This is a genomic window from Bartonella sp. AA89HNZF (genome assembly GCF_042196905.1).
Taxonomy (GTDB): Bacteria; Pseudomonadota; Alphaproteobacteria; order Rhizobiales; family Rhizobiaceae; genus Bartonella.
Window position 1 is genome coordinate 127487 of sequence record NZ_JBHIRD010000003.1, and the last position, 17763, is coordinate 145249.

12 protein-coding genes and 2 pseudogenes are annotated in these 17763 nt (G+C 40.4%); 10 read left to right on the forward strand and 4 right to left on the reverse strand.

Annotated elements, in window-relative coordinates; all coding sequences use genetic code 11:
• Positions 1–552 precede the first annotated feature (552 nt).
• Positions 553–1299 carry a YebC/PmpR family DNA-binding transcriptional regulator gene (locus ACFIN0_RS02645; protein WP_375696833.1) on the reverse strand — a complete coding sequence of 249 codons (747 nt, stop codon included), beginning with the start codon at positions 1297–1299 and terminating at the stop codon, positions 553–555.
• Between the two features lie 367 nt (positions 1300–1666).
• Between ACFIN0_RS02645 and ACFIN0_RS02650 the strand changes: the two genes are divergently transcribed.
• The 10 genes and pseudogenes from ACFIN0_RS02650 to ACFIN0_RS02695 all read left to right on the forward strand — a co-directional run bounded on the left by ACFIN0_RS02650 (position 1667) and on the right by ACFIN0_RS02695 (position 14194).
• Complete coding sequence (locus ACFIN0_RS02650; RefSeq protein WP_375614503.1) at positions 1667–2362, forward strand: DUF1013 domain-containing protein; 696 nt, start codon at positions 1667–1669, stop codon at positions 2360–2362.
• 203 nt (positions 2363–2565) lie between these two features.
• Entirely contained in the window at positions 2566–3087 is a 522-nt protein-coding gene (gene pal, locus ACFIN0_RS02655) for a peptidoglycan-associated lipoprotein Pal (RefSeq protein WP_375610270.1), read from the forward strand.
• 52 nt (positions 3088–3139) lie between these two features.
• Positions 3140–5131: a tol-pal system protein gene (locus tag ACFIN0_RS02660; protein WP_375701855.1), complete on the forward strand. Its 1992-nt coding sequence runs from the start codon at positions 3140–3142 to the stop codon at positions 5129–5131.
• A gap of 18 nt (positions 5132–5149) precedes the next feature.
• On the forward strand, positions 5150–6637 hold the full coding sequence (tilS, locus tag ACFIN0_RS02665; RefSeq protein ID WP_375606531.1) for a tRNA lysidine(34) synthetase TilS: 1488 nt from the start codon (positions 5150–5152) through the stop codon (positions 6635–6637).
• Between the two features lie 114 nt (positions 6638–6751).
• Positions 6752–8920, forward strand: a complete 2169-nt coding sequence (gene ftsH, locus ACFIN0_RS02670; RefSeq protein WP_375606530.1) for an ATP-dependent zinc metalloprotease FtsH — start codon at positions 6752–6754, stop codon at positions 8918–8920.
• A 554-nt stretch (positions 8921–9474) separates the two neighbouring features.
• Positions 9475–10839, forward strand: coding sequence for a phosphoglucosamine mutase (gene glmM, locus ACFIN0_RS02675; protein WP_375701856.1), 1365 nt, complete (start codon positions 9475–9477; stop codon positions 10837–10839).
• A 921-nt stretch (positions 10840–11760) separates the two neighbouring features.
• Positions 11761–12006: pseudogene (locus ACFIN0_RS02680) on the forward strand (HigA family addiction module antitoxin).
• Between the two features lie 197 nt (positions 12007–12203).
• Complete coding sequence (locus ACFIN0_RS02685; protein ID WP_375610266.1) at positions 12204–12392, forward strand: antitoxin VbhA family protein; 189 nt, start codon at positions 12204–12206, stop codon at positions 12390–12392.
• Positions 12379–13896 carry a type II toxin-antitoxin system protein adenylyltransferase VbhT gene (gene vbhT, locus ACFIN0_RS02690; protein ID WP_375701857.1) on the forward strand — a complete coding sequence of 506 codons (1518 nt, stop codon included), beginning with the start codon at positions 12379–12381 and terminating at the stop codon, positions 13894–13896. Before ACFIN0_RS02685 ends, vbhT begins: the two co-directional genes overlap by 14 nt.
• A 169-nt stretch (positions 13897–14065) precedes the next feature.
• Positions 14066–14194, forward strand: a complete 129-nt coding sequence (locus ACFIN0_RS02695) for a type II toxin-antitoxin system RelB/DinJ family antitoxin (RefSeq protein WP_375701858.1) — start codon at positions 14066–14068, stop codon at positions 14192–14194.
• Positions 14195–14989: 795 nt separating this feature from the next.
• Here the strand turns inward: ACFIN0_RS02695 and virB11 are convergent.
• The 3 genes and pseudogenes from virB11 to ACFIN0_RS02710 all read right to left on the reverse strand — a co-directional run.
• Positions 14990–16042 (reverse strand): P-type DNA transfer ATPase VirB11, encoded by a 1053-nt coding sequence (virB11, locus tag ACFIN0_RS02700; protein ID WP_375701859.1) that lies wholly within the window; start codon positions 16040–16042, stop codon positions 14990–14992.
• 17 nt (positions 16043–16059) lie between these two features.
• Complete coding sequence (virB10, locus tag ACFIN0_RS02705) at positions 16060–17238, reverse strand: type IV secretion system protein VirB10 (protein WP_375701860.1); 1179 nt, start codon at positions 17236–17238, stop codon at positions 16060–16062.
• 27 nt (positions 17239–17265) lie between these two features.
• Positions 17266–17523, reverse strand: a pseudogene (locus ACFIN0_RS02710) (TrbG/VirB9 family P-type conjugative transfer protein); the annotation flags it as partial.
• Positions 17524–17763: the final 240 nt, after the last annotated feature.

The following is a 17763-nucleotide window of genomic DNA, read 5'->3' on the forward strand; positions in this document are numbered from 1 at the left end:
CTTTTTGTACAATACTTTGCTAAACAATCAGCTCTGGCTTTCCATTTGCTTATTTTTATTCTGTGATGTTGTAAAAACACTGCCCTTTGAGGTGTGGGGATATAGGACGTATAAACCTTCTTGATATATTCTAAGTGTTTTTAAGTGCGTGGCGAATATTTAGGGGAGTGCATGTTTGCTGAGTCTTAAGTTTAAAGTGAATTTCATGGGTGCTTCGTCATAGGAATACGTTAAGAAAATTCGAATTTTTTACAGGCTAGATCATTTTCATCACTTGAAGGCGGGGAGGTTAATCTTAAAGAACAACAAGATCGAATAGAGAGGAATATAGGGATAATCTTTTGGGCATGTAAGAAAGGCGTGAGGCTACAGAGTTTTGGATGCTTTTCTTTTTGGGATTATGTTTTCTGCGATTGATTGTGGTTTCTTGTTGCATCAATGGCTTACCCCGCTATTGACGCGGGGCTTTTATATGTGCGGATAAAGAGGAGGGGTGACAGATGCTTTTGAAGCCCTCATGCATGAAGAGAGGGCTTATGCAAATGATGGGAATTATACAGATAATTTTGCCAAAATCTCATCGCTGATATCAAAATTGGCATAAACATTTTGCACATCATCATCTTCTTCTAATGTTGAAATCAGTCGTAAAACAGATAAAGCTTTTTCTTCATCTATTGGTGCAAGGGTGGTGGCTTTCCAAATTGTTTTAATCGATTCTGCTTCACCAAGTTTTGCTTCAAGCATTTTTGAAACTTCACCAATATCTTCAAATGCACAGGTAATATGATGTCCGGTTTCTTCTGATTGTACATCTTCAGCACCGGCTTCAATTGCTGCATCCATGATGTTATCGGCTGTTCCTGCTTCTGGCTTATAGATTATTTCACCAATCCGATTAAACATGAAACTTACAGAACCTGTTTCCCCTAAGGCTCCTCCTGATTTTGTGAAGGCGGCGCGCACATTTGAAGCGGTGCGGTTGCGGTTATCAGTTAAAGCTTCAACAATGACGGCAACGCCGCCTGGTCCATAGCCCTCATAGCGTACTTCATCATAATTTTCGACATCGGCGCCTGACGCTTTTTTAATCGCGCGTTCAATATTATCTTTCGGCATCGATTGTGCTTTGGCATTTTGAACAGCCAGCCTTAAACGTGGGTTCATGGCTGGATCAGGAGCACCTTGTTTTGCTGCTACGGTAATTTCGCGCGCAAGCTTAGAAAATATTTTCGAGCGCATTGCATCTTGACGCCCTTTACGGTGCATAATATTCTTAAATTGTGAATGGCCTGCCATAGTTTTCCTTCCTGTTTGAGGGCTTTCTTTCCAGTTGGACACTTTTTAGAATTTAAGGCGATAAAGCTCGCATCCCACCAGAATAAATGTGCCACAGCATGAGGTGAAATAATCGAATAAACCCTTTATAAGAAAATTCATCTTAAAGGTAAAGAGACCTTAGTTGAGGATCATTACAAGAGAGATCTCTTGTCGTTGAGCAAAAATAACGCTATAACAGAATGTAATTTCATAGCAAAATGGTTTATTCCATGCCGCGCTTTGTTTTAGGAGTGGTTGGAGAGACCTAAGCATATAAAAAGTTCCAGTGCTCTTGAGTGGGCGGTAACCTGCCTCATAGAAGAGGCGCAGAAGAGGATTTATAAAAATGGCAACGCAACTTTTGATGCCCAAAGCAACAGCTGTTTGGTTGGTTGATAATACAGCTCTTTCTTTTGATCAGATTGCAGAATTTTGTAAATTGCATGTCTTGGAAGTAAAAGCTATTGCCGATGGTGATGCGGCTTATGGTATTAAAGGTTTAGATCCGATTAGTTCTGGGCAATTGACGCGCAGTGAAATTGCACGGGTGGAGGCTGATCAAAACGCACGCTTGAAAATTTCTCAATCGAGGGTGCATATTCCTGAAAAAAAACGTAAAGGGGCGCGCTATATCCCTCTTTCTCGACGCCAGGATCGTCCCAATGGTATCCTATGGTTGGTTACGAACCATCCCGAGTTGAAAGATGCACAAATTGCACGGTTGATTGGGACAACAAAAGCGACAATTGAACAAATCCGCCTTAGAACCCATTGGAATAGTGCAAATTTGGTTCCTCTTGATCCTGTAGGACTTGGTTTGTGTTCGCAAATCGATTTAGATTTTGAGCTCCAGCGTGCGGCGAAAAATCGTCCTGTTGCAGCAGAAGAAGATAGGTCGTTGCTTCCCGCTTCTGTGACGGAAAACGCTGCTCTAGAGGAAAATGAGAGCGAAGAAAATCTGCATAAGACTTTTGACGCTGATAAAGTTTTTGCAAAGTTGAACGCGCTGCAAAAAAATAGTCAAGATCAAGATGATGCATAAAAAGCCATGACTCATAAGGGAAACATTTCTTATGAAAATGTTAGAGGAATGGCTGAAGAGAAGAAAAATTGGCAGAGACTTAAAAGTAAAAATGAGGACGAAAAAAACAGAAAAAATTTCGTCTTCATTAGGAATTAACGGTTATTCTTAAAAATATTTTTAAGAATTTACCCTTCTTTACGAAATTCAAGGAGAAACGGACTATGCGCTCTACCAAAAAAAACATCTCTCATTCTTTAGCTATCCTCTTTCTTTTCTCACTATGCCTGGGTGGGTGTGGCAAAAAAAATGTTGGTGCACTTAACGGTATGAATGGCGCTTATATGAATGATGCTGGTTTGAATCAGGTGTCACCAGGCTCAGGACAAGAATTTACGGTTAATGTGGGTGATCGCGTGTTTTTTGGTCTCGATTCTTCTTCACTTGATGCTAATGCTGAACGTGTTTTAACGCGCCAAGCAGAATGGTTGCTTCATTATCCTTATTATTCTATTATGATCGAAGGTCATGCTGATGAGAGGGGAACACGTGAATATAACTTGGCACTTGGACAGCGCCGTGCTGTTGCTGTGCGAAACTATTTGGTGTCTCTAGGTGTGTCTGCACAACGGATTCAGACAATTTCTTACGGAAAAGAAAGACCTGTAGCAGTATGTGATGATATTTCCTGTTGGAATCAAAATCGACGTGCTGTGACAACGTTGAATGACATGAATAGTCATTAAAAAGAAGATTGTTTGTTTCAACTATTCAATAAGCTCTTAAGGGGAGAAAAGAATGTATCGTAAAATCAATTGGAAAACACTCTTTTATATGGGGGTTTTTATAGCTTGTTCTACTTCACTTGTTCAAAGTGCAGCACGAAAGGCTTCCGAATATCCTGCACATGATACGGATAAAGTTGATGCAGTTGATAAGGCAACTGATGACGTGAAAGAAGCACCTGAAGCAGCCGATAAAGCAGCATCTGATGTGATAGAAAAAGCCACTGACGCCGTTAATAAGGCTGTTGATGCAGTGAAAGAAGCACCTGAAGCAGCCGATAAAGCAGCATCTGATGTGATAGAAAAAGCCACTGACGCCGTTAATAAGGCTGTTGATGCAGTGAAAGAAGCACCTGAAGCAGCCGATAAAGCAGCATCTGATGTGATAGAAAAAGCCACTGACGCCGTTAATAAGGCTGTTGATGCAGTGAAAGAAGCACCTGAAGCAGCCGATAAAGCAGCATCTGATGTGATAGAAAAAGCCACTGACGCCGTTAATAAGGCTGTTGATGCTGTGAAAGAAGCACCTGAAGCAGCTGATAAAGCAGCATCTGATGTGGAGAAAAAAGCCACTGACGCCGTTAATAAGGCTGTTGATGCTGTGAAGAAAGCACCTGAAGCAGCTGATAAAGCAGCATCTGATGTGGAGAAAAAAGCCACTGACGCCGTTAATAAGGCTGTTGATGCAGTGAAAGAAGCACCTGAAGCAGCTGATAAAGCAGCATCTGATGTGATAGAAAAAGCCACTGACGCCGTTAATAAGGCTGTTGATGCTGTGAAAGAAGCACCTGAAGCAGCTGATAAAGCAGCATCTGATGTGATAGAAAAAGCCACTGACGCCGTTAATAAGGCTGTTGATGCAGTGAAAGAAGCACCTGAAGCAGCCGATAAAGCAGCATCTGATGTGGAGAAAAAAGCCACTGACGCCGTTAATAAGGCAACTGATGACGTGAAAGAAGCACCTGAAGCAGCCGATAAAGCAGCATCTGATGTGATAGAAAAAGCCACTGACGCCGTTAATAAGGCTGTTGATGCAGTGAAAGAAGCACCTGAAGCAGCCGATAAAGCAGCATCTGATGTGATAGAAAAAGCCACTGACGCTGTTGATAAGCCTGTTGATGCAGTGAAAGAAGCTCCTGAAGCAGCTGATAAAGCAGCATCTGATGTGGAGAAAAAAGCCACTGACGCTGTTGATAAGCCGTCTGATGCTGTGAAAAAAGCTCCTGAAGCAGCTGATAAAGCAGCATCTAGCGCGGCGGAAAAAGCCACTAGTGTTGCGGAGCACCAAGGGATTATTTTAGAGAATCAACAGGCTTTATTTAAAGATTATGATTTAGATAAGCTTTTGCATAAGATACGAATGGTGCTTGAGCATAACAGTTTAAAAAATGTTAACAAGCAGTTTCACGAGCTTTTTGATACAGAAGCCTCTTCTGTTTATTCTTGTTCTTTTGAAAAGTCTGCTATAGATGAAAAATCTCAGACTGTAAAGGAAGAGATGGAGCAGGACCATAGTACAGGTGACCAGACAAAGGTTGCTGCTGTGGAAGCTAAGGTGGAGAGCCATGACCATGAAAACAGTCAACCTTTTAACAAAGCGCATGAAGTAAGTGCTCCAATTGAAGCACATCAGAGTGACAATCTTTCTTCTTCTAAAGCTTTGTATAAGGAAGGGTATGATTTTATTCGTTCTGCTAACTATGTTGATGCTGAAAAAAGCTTTTGCGCTTTTCAAAATCGTTACAAAAAAGATTCTTTGAGTGATGATGCTTTATTTTGGTTGGCCGAATCTTTGTTGGGACAAAAACGCTATCATGAAGCAGCACAAGTTTATCTTACCGCATGGTATGCAGATAAAAAGAAGCTCTATACCTCCGAGATTTTACTGAAATTAGCAAGAAGTATGGTCGCTCTTGAGCCAAATAAAGACAATTGTGCTCATTTTGTGAAAAAATCAAAACGTCAACAAACATTAGCATCTGTTTTTTGTAAACCTGCAAAATAAACAGCGAGGTCGTTTTCGGTGTGCGTTAGACTGGCAAGAAATCTCTTTAAAACATCGGATTTTATTCCATGTCAGAAGTTGATTCTTGCCGTCTCAGGGGGAAGTGATTCTTTGGCTTTGATGTTTTTGGTCAAAGAGCATTTGGAAACTCTCGCATTTCCTCCAGAAATGATTGTTGTCACGGTTGATCATCAATTGCGTAAAGAATCGATGCGTGAGGCAGAAACTGTTGCGAAAATTTGTCGTGTCCATGATATTCAACATATCACTGTGCGATGGGAAGGCGAAAAGCCAAAGACGCATATTGCTTCCAGCGCGCGTGTTGCACGCTACGATCTCTTGGTTAAAGAAGCACAAAAACAAGGCGCATCAGTTATTATGACGGGCCATACACTCAATGATCAGGTTGAAACCTATCAAATGCGGTATCAACGTCTCCAAAAGAACAGAGGTGCTTTATATAGTGAAGCTGTTACCATGCGCGATGAGGTTTATGCCAGTGGTTTTGCTGGTATTTTGCGCGGTGAAGCCGAGGGTATACGTGATGAGTTTCATGCCAGAAAAACAAGAAAAAATATTTCCGAAAAAAACGATGGTCCGCTCTATGAACGTGGTTTATCCTGTATTCCGCGCGAGGCGTTGTTGCATAGAAAAGTGCGTTTGATTCGTCCACTCCTTGGTGTAAAACGCCAAACATTACGGAATTATTTACGCTTACAAGGACAAACATGGATTGATGATCCAACCAATGAAGATCGCAATTTTGAACGTGTGCGTGTGCGTCAATCTCTTTCTCCACAAAAATTGTCTTATATTGCTCAAAAAATAAATGAAGCCGCATTGCAGCGTCGTCAACACGCGCAAAATATTGCCGATTTGATCTTAGCACTGGATATTACTGTCCAACATGGACGTTGTTTCATAGCAAAGCCTGCGCTATTTTTACAGAAACATTCCAGTTTTCCTTTCGTGGTGGGGCTCTTTGCTGTGCTGATGGGAGGGGGATTTTATTTGCTCCCCAATCAGAAATTAAGCATGCTTGTTCAAAAACTCTGTCTCGATTCTCCAGAAAAGAAGCGTTTTACTTATGCGGGCTCTGTTATTGAATATAACAAGCAGGGAATTTCTTTGTGGCGTGAAGGGCGAAATATAAAAGAGGCTATCGTTGAGCCAGATAAAACTTTTATATGGGATGGGCGCTATCATATCACAAATCATGGATATGAGGCTATAAAGGTTGGAGCCGCAAATTTAGAACAGCTGAAATTTTTATTAAAAAATAGCGATTTTGAGCTTGAAAAGCCTCATTTTCCCTCTTTACAATCGCTGGTGATGATCTCAAATGACAAAGGGTGTGATATTCCAGAGTTGATTTCTCAAGCAGTTGTTCATAAAAATGTTATCATCAAGCGGATTATGGCACCTTTCGATTGGCTTTCTTCGCGAGAAGATGCTGCTGTGGTAAATGTTGTGGAACCTTTTTTTAATATTGAGGTGAAAAGATAAAGAAAAATTACTCTAAAAGAAAATAAACAGCTTCTCATCCCTTGGCAAGGGGCTGACAAGGTTATATGTTAAGGGGAACTGTTTGAAATCTATATTTGATTAAGTGGGCTGAATATGAATTCCAATTACCGCTCTCTCCTCATTTGGGGAGTTATTGCTTTGATTTTGATTGTGTCGTTTTCTTTCTTTAATGGAGATAGTCAACGTTCTGGTGGTGGAGAGGTCTCTTATTCTGAATTTTTGCAAAAAGTTGAGAATAATGAGTTGAAATCTGTGACCATTCAGGGTCAAAAATTAACAGGAAAAACCATTGAACATAGAACTATTTCAACCTATGCTCCACGAGATCCAGGTTTGATACAAAAATTGGAAAGCAAAAACGTCAATGTTAAAGCTATTCCTGAAAGCTCTGGAAATAGTATTTTCCTCAATCTCCTCTTTTCCTTATTGCCTGTTATTATTATCGTGGGGGCGTGGGTCTTTTTTATGCGGCAAATGCAAAATGGATCACGTGGTGCAATGGGGTTTGGGAAGTCAAAAGCAAGATTGCTTAATGAAGCGCAAGGACGTGTTACTTTTAAAGATGTTGCCGGTGTTGAAGAAGCAAAGCAAGATCTTCAAGAAATTGTTGAATTTTTACGCGAACCACAAAAATTTCAACGTTTAGGAGGCCGTATTCCACGCGGTGTTTTGCTTGTTGGTCCTCCAGGAACCGGTAAAACTTTGCTCGCACGCTCTGTGGCTGGTGAAGCCAATGTGCCATTCTTCACCATTTCAGGGTCTGATTTTGTTGAAATGTTTGTAGGTGTTGGGGCGAGCCGTGTGCGTGATATGTTCGAACAGGCTAAAAAAAATGCCCCTTGTATTATCTTTATCGATGAAATTGATGCTGTTGGGCGCCATCGGGGTGCAGGACTTGGAGGGGGAAACGATGAACGCGAGCAAACCTTAAATCAGTTGCTTGTTGAAATGGATGGGTTTGAGCCCAATGAAAGTATTATTCTTATTGCTGCGACAAACCGTCCTGATGTGCTTGATCCCGCTTTATTGAGACCAGGGCGTTTTGATCGGCAAGTTGTTGTGCCAAACCCTGATGTTTCTGGGCGCGAACAAATCTTGAAAGTGCATGTGCGCAATGTGCCTTTAGCGCCCAACGTTGATCTGAAGATTTTGGCAAGAGGTACACCAGGATTTTCCGGTGCGGATCTGATGAATCTGGTCAATGAAGCTGCTCTTATGGCTGCAAGCCGTAATAAAAGAGTCGTGACAATGCAAGAATTCGAAGATGCGAAAGATAAGGTGATGATGGGGGCTGAGCGTCGTTCAACCGCTATGACACAAGAAGAAAAAGAACTCACTGCCTATCACGAAGCAGGACATGCTATTGTGGCTCTTAATGTGCCAGTTGCTGATCCTGTCCACAAAGCAACAATCGTCCCAAGGGGAAGGGCCTTGGGAATGGTGATGCAATTGCCTGAAGGTGATCGCTATTCCATGAGTTATCGTTGGATGATTTCTCGTCTGGCCATTATGATGGGTGGACGTGTGGCTGAAGAATTGAAATTTGGAAAGGAAAATATCACCTCCGGTGCTTCTTCTGATATTGAACAAGCAACCAAATTAGCGCGCGCAATGATCACACGATGGGGATTTTCTGATCTGCTTGGGAATGTTGCTTATGGAGATAACCAAGATGAAGTCTTTTTGGGTCATTCTGTTGCGCGAACACAAAACGTTTCTGAAGAAACAGCGCGCATGATTGATATGGAAGTGCGTAAGCTTATTGATGATGCCTATAAAAATGCTACAGAAATTTTGAAAACAAAAAGAAAAGAATGGTTTGCTTTGGCACAAGGTTTGTTGGAATATGAGACTTTAACGGGAGCTGAAATTAACGAAGTTATTGCAGGAAAGCCTCCTTCACGCACACAGAAAGATGAGAATGCTGCACCACGGGGATCCTCTGTTCCGAAAACTGGAACAGTGAGGGTAGAGACAGCAGGCGCAGAGGAAAAAGACGCTGAAACAGCACCTAAAATAGCAACTCATAAGGTAGAGACTGATAAACTAGAAGAGGGTAAGGCAGAGGGAGCTGTAGGGAAGAAAACAGCAAAATCCAGTGATGTTGAACCTAAGGAGCTTCAGTCTAAAAAAGTGCAATCGGATGAGACTGAGAAAAAAGCGCAAAGCACAAAAGGTACCACAAAATCAGTCAACCGCTCTAAAAGTAAAAGCAGTGCAGAAAAAAAGTCAAATACGGTGGGACATGATAAAGGAAAATAGGAGCCTTTTAAGAACGCTTGAGTGACGATGTTTTAGGAAAACTTCTAAATTTTTTGAGAAAGGCGCAAACAAAGCTTGCGCCTTTCTTGCAATATTTGCAAAAATATGGAAGCAAAAAAATTAAGCAAAGCCGTTGTATGATGACGGCTTTAGCATGCTACAAGGCGAGGTGTACTGTTGCTTTTCTAATGTGGTAGGGGGTTGTAAGGTTAGGCGATAGATTTCCTTGCTGATTTGGTAGGGTATGAGGTTTGGTGCTGAGTTTCTTTACGGATTTAGCAAGTGTGTGAAATTATCCGTTGGTTGTGTTAAAGGGATGTGTAGAGCATTTTGAGGAGATAATATTGCTTTTATGTGTAAGGGTGTAAACATAATTGCTTGAGAGTGGTTTAGATGTGTAGATGGTGAATAGGGGGCTTGATTGTCTAAATGCATGAAGGTTTAAGATCAATGATCTGATTTTATACGGGGAGAGGAGGACTATTGTACCAAGGGGGCTTGTTAGGATTTTAAGGAAAAGCCAAGGGAAGAATTATATATTAAAGGAAAGAGGCATGGTGCAAAAATATTTTGGTACAGATGGAATTCGGGGGAAAGCCAATTCATTTCCTATGACACCCGATTTTGCCATGAAGGTGGGGATGGCTGTAGGGGTTTTATTTCGCTCACAACATCAATCTCATCGTGTGGTGATTGGCAAGGATACACGATTATCTGGCTATATGTTGGAAAACGCTTTGGTTTCAGGGTTGACTGCTGCGGGGATGGAAGCTTTTTTATTGGGTCCAGTGCCAACCCCTGCTGTTGCAATGCTTTGCCGCTCTTTGCGAGCGGATCTTGGGGTGATGATTTCTGCTTCTCATAACCCCTTCTATGATAATGGAATTAAACTTTTTGGTCCTGATGGTTTTAAGCTTTCAGATGATATGGAAGCGAAAATTGAACAATTAATCGATACAGATCTTTCAAAATCTTTAGCAAGTTCTGCCGAAATTGGTTATGCAAAACGGGTTGAAGGGGATATTTATCGTTATATTGAATATGCCAAACGAACTCTGCCGCGCGATGTTCGCTTGGATGCTGTGCGTATTGTTGTGGATTGTGCCAATGGGGCGGCTTATAAAGCGGCTCCTCGTGCTTTATGGGAATTGGGGGCTGAGGTTTTTGCTATTCATGATGAGCCAAATGGTACCAATATTAATCAAAAATGTGGGTCAACCGATTTAAGTTCTTTAAAACGAAAAGTGCATGAAGTACGTGCTGATGTGGGTATTGCTCTTGATGGAGATGGAGATCGTGTTCTCATTGTTGATGAAAAAGCACAAACGGTTGATGGAGATCAGTTGATTGCTGTAATTGCTGAAAATTGGCATAAAATGGGACGATTACGGTGCAATGGTGTTGTTACAACAATTATGTCAAATCTTGGACTAGAGCGTTTCTTGAACGGCAAAGGGTTGCACCTTGTAAGGACAAAAGTTGGAGACCGTTATGTTGTCGATGCCATGCGCCAAAAGGGATATAATGTTGGTGGTGAGGCTTCTGGGCATATTGTGCTCAGTGATTTTGGCACAACGGGTGATGGCTTGGTGGCTGCATTGCAGATTTTAGCCTGTATGAAAGAAAGCCAAAGTCCTATGAGCCAATTGTGTAAACGGTTTGAACCTGTACCGCAAATTTTAAAAAATTTAACGGTTAAAAATAAAAATGTCCTGAAAAAAAATCCTGTTAAAACGGCTATTGATCAAGCAGAGAAAAAGTTGGGAAAAGAAGCACGCCTCGTTATCCGTGCTTCTGGAACTGAACCGGTTATCCGCCTTATGGCTGAAGGCGATGCACGAGAAGTGTTGGATGCGGTCGTAACAGAGTTGATGGATGTTATTACGCAACATGATGCACACGTGGGTGCTGTGCTTTGAGGAATCTTGAATTTTTTGAGAAAATTATCAGATCATCTTTGAATAAAGGTCTGATTTTAATGCGGGATTTTGGCAATTACAAAAGGTATGATTATTAACTCTGTTAGTGATGTAATAACGGTAATGGATACTCTATCTACGAACAAATTAAATAAAAAAGGGAAAAGTCTAATTCTAATAACTACAATGCGTATAGATTTCTCTATAGTTCGTAAAATATGAAAAATATGCCTTTTTTTGATTTTCCTTTTTCTTTTACTTATTCGTAAACCGGTTATTAGTTTAATAGAGTTTGTAGGGGGTTATTAGTGTTATTCATTCTTTTTACTCGATATACAGCGGGTGCAGCGCCCCATGAACATCAAACAGCAATGGTCATTGTGGTTATATCATCTTGATGTTTCTAAGTGCCGCTGCCAATTGGAGATATGATACGCTCCTATTACGTTTAGCTCCTCCTAATTATGAACTTATACTTTTCCAATAATTAGTAGAATAATGAGAAAGAGATGAGAATGAGCAATTTTTTCACGACAGTTCTAATGTTTATAAAGTAAAAAAAGCCGTGTGATGTAAAAATAATGAACATTTTTTGTATCTTGGAGGGGTACACTCTATATTCATTTATGATTTTAAGATTTAAACCTAAAAGGATTGAATCCTGCTATAATATTGGCACGACTAAAGGGATTAGAACCACCCATGCTCAAAAATTAAAGCGTATTCTAAGTGCTCTTGAAGGAGATGTATCGCCAAAAGATTTGAGTTATCCATCCTTTTAATTACATCTGCTAAAGGGTGATTTCAAGGATTATTAGTCAATTACTGTAAATGGAAATTGTTGCGTAATATTTCGCTTTGATAGCATAGATGTGGAAATGGTTGATTATCTGGATTGTCATCAAAAAGCAGGTCTAAACAATGATGAAGAATCCTTCACATCTCGGTGAATTATTGCGAGAAGATGTGATCAAAGAGCTTGGTTTATCCGTTAATGAAGCAGCAGAGTAGCTTGGTATATCTCGTGTAGCACTTTCTAGAGTTTTAAATGGAAAAGCCGCTATGAGTGCTAATCTTGCTATTAGGCTTGAAATGTCTGGTGTAAGCACAGCACGTGCTTGGCTTGCTATGCAAACAAATTATGATCTATCAAAAGCAATTTTTTAACAACAGTCTCATGATCAAGATTGCATAAAAGAGTTTCAAATGGCAGTTAAGTTTTTGCAACAGAGACGTATACAAGAGCTAAATCATGCGTATGAGCGTACAAGGTCAAAAGATGTAACGCGGGTAAGACAAGGAATAAAATCTTGTTTCTATAGTCTGTTTGGCTATAATAAATGTAAGCAAATGAGGGTTTTAATATGTTGAGTGAAGAGGAACTTAAGCTGCGTCGCCTCTATGCTGAAAATGCATTGGCAAGCCAACGTTTAGAGGGATTAGAGCCAGATCCGCTGGTTGTTGCACAAATGGAGCGTGTTATTATTGGAGAGCTTGAAACAAGTGATATCATCACAGATTATATGGAGAGGGTAAAACGTGGAGAAGTATAAGGGGAGCGGTGATTCTTATACTGATCCTGAAACTGGTGTGATGTATAATCGGCTTGGTATTAAAGACAAAGCCACACTGCAACGTGTAGAATCTACGATTTCTTATGTAAAATCTTTCGAATTTGTACATACTCCTATTGGTGGTAAGTTTGATCTGAATTACATGAAAGAGATTCATAGAAGACTGTTTGGTGACATATATGAATGGGCGGGACAAGTTCGTTTAGTGGATATTGCCAAAGGCAATAGTATGTTTGCTAGTTATAATCAGATTGAAAGTTATGCACCGAAGATTACAAAAAAGCTTGCAAAAGAACAGTATCTGCGTGGTCTTGGCGCTTATGACTTTAGCCAAAGGGCTGGGTATTACATGGGCGAGTTGAATGCGTTGCATCCGTTTCGAGAGGGGAATGGGCGTACTCAGCGTGAATTTATGGTGCAACTGGCTCGTGAAGCTGGTTATCATATCAACTGGAAGGGTATTGAGCGACAAGAAATGACACGTGCGTCAATTGAAGCACATTTTGGTAATTCAGAATATCTGTCTGCACTCATCTATAAGAACCTTACCAAGTTTACAGAAAATAAAAGGGATGATGTTTCTCAAGGTATTGGCAAAAATATTGCTTTTGGCGTTGATCTTAATAAAGAGTGCTTGGAACAACAAAAAGAGAAGATTGAAACTCCTTGGGATAGAGAAAAGACAAGTTTTGCTAAACGTCAAAAAGAAGAACTAGAACAATTACAAAATGATTTGAATGTTGTTGCAAAAACAACAGAACGAGAGCCATACCTTGCGGCTTATACGGATAACTCTAATCTAGAACAGAAGGTGTTAAGTGCCCTTAGAAATAAAAAATCTTACATTGATATGTTTAAAAAATTAAACAGTCGTTTAGCATTTATTTATAGAGATCCACAAGAGGCTGCGTTTAGGATTGAGCAAACGATTTTAGCAGGTAAAGGCGATAAACTTCCTGATATTTTGGAAAGGGAACCTGATAGAGCAGGCGAACTGCGTGGGTCAGATCGTTTTATCGATAAATTGAAGGCTACAGGAAAAGAACGAAAAGAAGCGCTTTATCATGTTCCTCTTGCTGTTTCTACTATGAGAGAGCTTCAATCCTTTTATAAGAATTCTTATGAGACACATATGGATAGTGTTACACGGGAGCGTGAGCGATTGAAAGTTGAGGTTCCGTCACTTTCACAAGAAGCAGTGACTTTTATGAAAAATGTTGAAGCTGGTTGTGATAGTTATTCAAAGATACCAGAGCAGGTTAATCAAGAGTTTTTAAAGCTACAAAGTGTTTTAGATAAACGTTTTGGACATGATGCCATTCATAAATATGGTTTTGATTTATCAAAAGCAATCCCCAAAGAACAGTCTTATAATAAAGAACGCATAAAAGAGTTTCAAATGGCAGTTAAGTTTTTGCAACAGAGACAACAGGAGAAAATCAACGCAATAGCGCGTGCAAGATCAATAGATATGATACGGTAAGGGCAAGGATAAAGCCTTATACTGTATAAGCCCTATTAAGCCATACGGTAAAAGAGAGGTAATCAAAGGAGGTGTTTAATATGGGTGTGACAAAAGATGTTGTATGTGCCTGCATAGATAGGGCGTTAAAAAAAAATCCGGTGAAATATTAGCAAGTTTAAGACTTACGGTGTCTGATTTCATCCGTATTGCTTTGACAAAAGTTGTTGATGAAAGAGGATTGCCGTTTGATATGTCTATTTCTAATGCGAAAACGCTTAAAACTTTTGAGAAAAGTGACAAGGGTAAAGAGATATAGCTGAAGATAGGTAAGATTTGTTTTGTCATTTGGATATTTGATATTTCTGATCATTCACTTCAAATGAGCTTTTAATTTACATCATTATCGTTATGGGTGTTTCCGTATATTGAATGATGTATGCAAACCGTGATTGAAATGGCAGCTTATTGAATTTCTGTGAAAGAAGAAGGCATATCGCCTGAATAATTATTTGATATTGTTTCTTTTATTGCTACTCATTCAGATGCTGGTGGTCTTATGCAAGGGTTAAGAGAAAGCCAAGGAAAGTTAGGTTTAAAAGCATAAGAGTAAAAGTGGGGGATATAAGGTTATACCTTTTTTTGGTGGTTAAAATATTCCGGTGTTGATCGAAGATATTTACAGTCAATCATCTTGAGGTAATTTGACAAAATCAGAGAGGAATGCGTTGAAGAAAATTTTTATACTGCGCCTTGATGAATATCGAAAAGAATAATAATGGATAAAGCACATAAAGCAGGATCTTGTATATTACAAGGTGCTCGTGAAGCTCTTGTCTGAAGCTAAAGGTGAAGCGGATGTCATAAAATTTGGTAGCCATATCCTTGCAAACATTGATGTCAAAAAAATCAGAAAAAATATAGGGTTATAGATATCATTTTCGGCATGTTTTTGGTTTTTCTGTAAGGCGCATTCGTGATTGGAAACAGGGACGATATTCTATAGATACTTTTTCTCGTTTGTTACTTTCAATCATTGAAAATGAACCTGAAGCGATCAATTGTGCTCTTAAAAAATCTCTATTGGCATAAGAGGGGGAGGGTATCGTTTTTTTTAAAAAGCATCACGGCGTTTGAAAGGGTCGTAATAGATTTCTGTTACACGAAATTTTCCTTCCAAACGTTTACATTGGATGATGACATCTATCATCGAGATTAATAAGCCGCGGATATCGTCGCGTGCTAAATTACCACCCCCGTCACTTTCTTTGACTAAAAGGGTCATTTGTTCAAAGGCGGCGAGTGCTGTTGAGGCATGGACGGTGGTGATAGAACCTGGGTGACCGGAATTGACATTACGGATATAGTAAAAGGCTGTACCATCACGCAGCTCTTGCAAAAGAATTCTGTCGGGGCGCATACGCAATCCAGATTCAAGCAGTTCTTTTGCTCCAGCTTTTGCTAAGCCTTGATTATCTTTTGAATAAAAGAGCTGCACTTTGTTGGCGTGCGGAACGACAAGTTCTGGCGTGTCTTCAATGGTGAGAATTCGTTCATAGTCAGGGATTTTTGCAATTAAAGCTTTGGAGAGGGTTGTTTTACCAGAACCGGTTTTTCCAGAGATTAAGATATTTTGTTGTGTAACAACAGCGCGTTCTAAAAATGTACAAAAGTCTTTGGCGATAAAGAGATCTGTTAGCTCTTTTTCTGTATCAGAGAGTTCACTTGCCCGTTTTGTCATTTGTTCAAGGGGGGTAAAACTAACGTTTCTGGTGACAGAAAATAGCTGGTTTTCGTGTAGACTTTCAAGAGAAAAAGTGCGTGATGAAGGTTTACGAATTGTCATGCTCATGGTGTTGGGGGCAACAGCAGGGGGCATGACAATTTGTATGCGTTCGTTATTGGGCAGTGTTGCGGAAAGAACGGGATTTTCTACACTAATTTTTTGTGTTGTGTAGGCAGCAACAACTTTCGCAATCCCTTCTAGTTCGCTGTAGGTTAGCTCTTTTAAGATGTGGGTTTGCCAACCATTTGGACCCTCAACAATCACTTCGCCTGGGCGATTGACAACAATCTCAAATAAATTGTCATTATTGAGGAAGTCATCTAAGATCTTTAATTTTGTTAAGACGATGGAGGCGCGTTCTGCATTTTTTGCTGATGGCATAATGTGACTTTATTGGCTTAATGAAAAAAGGAATAGCCGGGAGTAGAGCGGTTTCTTTTGCTCTTTACGACTAGTTTATAGACAGAGGAAAAATCGAGATCTTTTGCTACAAAGATGTTGACGAGTTCGCCTTGAAATTTTTCTAGGGTAGGAGGGATGTTGATTTGATTTTCAAGAGCAATACTGGCGGCCTCTTTTCCAGTGTTGTTTGCGCCTTCAAAACCGCCGCCTCCAGAGTTGTTTGAACCTTCTTTATTGGAATTGCCTACTATTTTATTTGTTAAAACTGTTGTGGCACCATCAATAACGGTGAGTAAAAGGGAAGAGCCAAAGCGTTCCCACCAATGGGTGTTGATGTTGCCATCAAAACCGGCTCTGCCTAAACTGTCGGTTGCGGGTGAGGCAAGGTCGATGATGACACCGGTTGGGGTTTTTGCTCTTGTCCAGAGTACAAAGAGGCGAGATTGACCTTGTTTTATCCCTCCGCGGTATTCGCCAATCACTTGAGTTCCTTTATCAAGTAAAACAACGCGACCATTGTCAGAGAGGATATCGCGGTTAATAATGCAGCTTGCAAAGCCTGGTTGCTCACTGTTTAATGCCGTTTCTAAGATACAGGGAATAGAGGTTCCCATGGCGATGATAAAGTTTCTATTGCCGATGAGTTTTGCTTTTGCTTTTGTTTCTTCTGTTTTGGTAGGCTTTAATAGGGTCGCAAAATTTTGTGTGTCTTGAAGGGCAGAGGAATTTTTCATATTGGCGAGATTTTCAAGGGTATTGAATTTTTCAAAGGGATTGAGAGTCGTGTTGACAATGTCTTTTAATTGAGACCTAGAGCCTTTGGCGAAAGCAAGAACGGGGGCGCGTCTTGCGGCATCAAGTAAGGGATCATCTTTTTTCGGTTCTTGTGCGAGTGGTTGTGGGGGTGGTAAGGTTATTGGCGCTATGTTTGCACGCGGGTCAGAGGGGACGAGCTCTAAAGGGGCGAGGGAATTGTGAAAGCTTTGTTCTTGTTTTTTATGAGCTTTTGCAGTGTCTTTTTGTTCTGTGGGGGTGGATAAGATGTTCCAGAGGACATAGCCGCAGATTCCTATACAAGCTATTGCGACAACTATTTTTTTGCCGGCGGTTTTGGCGCTATTGTTTTTGCCATCTCCAATAGATCCTCGATCTTCGATGATTGATTTATCACTCATGTTTTGTCCCCTTCAATTCCCGCTTATTTAAAGAACTGATGCAATTTTACGTTCAACAGATGGTGAGGTCGTTTCGGTTCCTGGATTAACGCCTTTTGGTTGATAGGCTTCGTTAAAGACGCATAGGATATTTTTTCCCTGTCTTAGGGTGAAGCGTGCGCTAATGGCATGGTCAGTTACCCTGTTGCCTCTTGTGGTTTTGGGAACCAGCGATTCTGTACCATCATTGTTTACAATATAAATGGCAGGGATTTCTTGGTTGTCGGGAAAAGACAATGTTATTGTTCCGCTATCCCTAATAGTGTCTCGATCTTCGATGATTGATTTATCACTCATGTGTTGTCCCCTTTAATTCCCGCTTATTTAAAGATCTGATGCAATTTTACGTTCAACAGATGGTGAGGTGGTTTCGGTTCCTAGATTAATACCTTTTGGTTGATAGGCTTCATTAAAGACGCATAGGATATTTTTTCCCTGTCTTAGGGTGAAGCGTGCGCTAATGGCATGGTCAGTTACCCTGTTGCC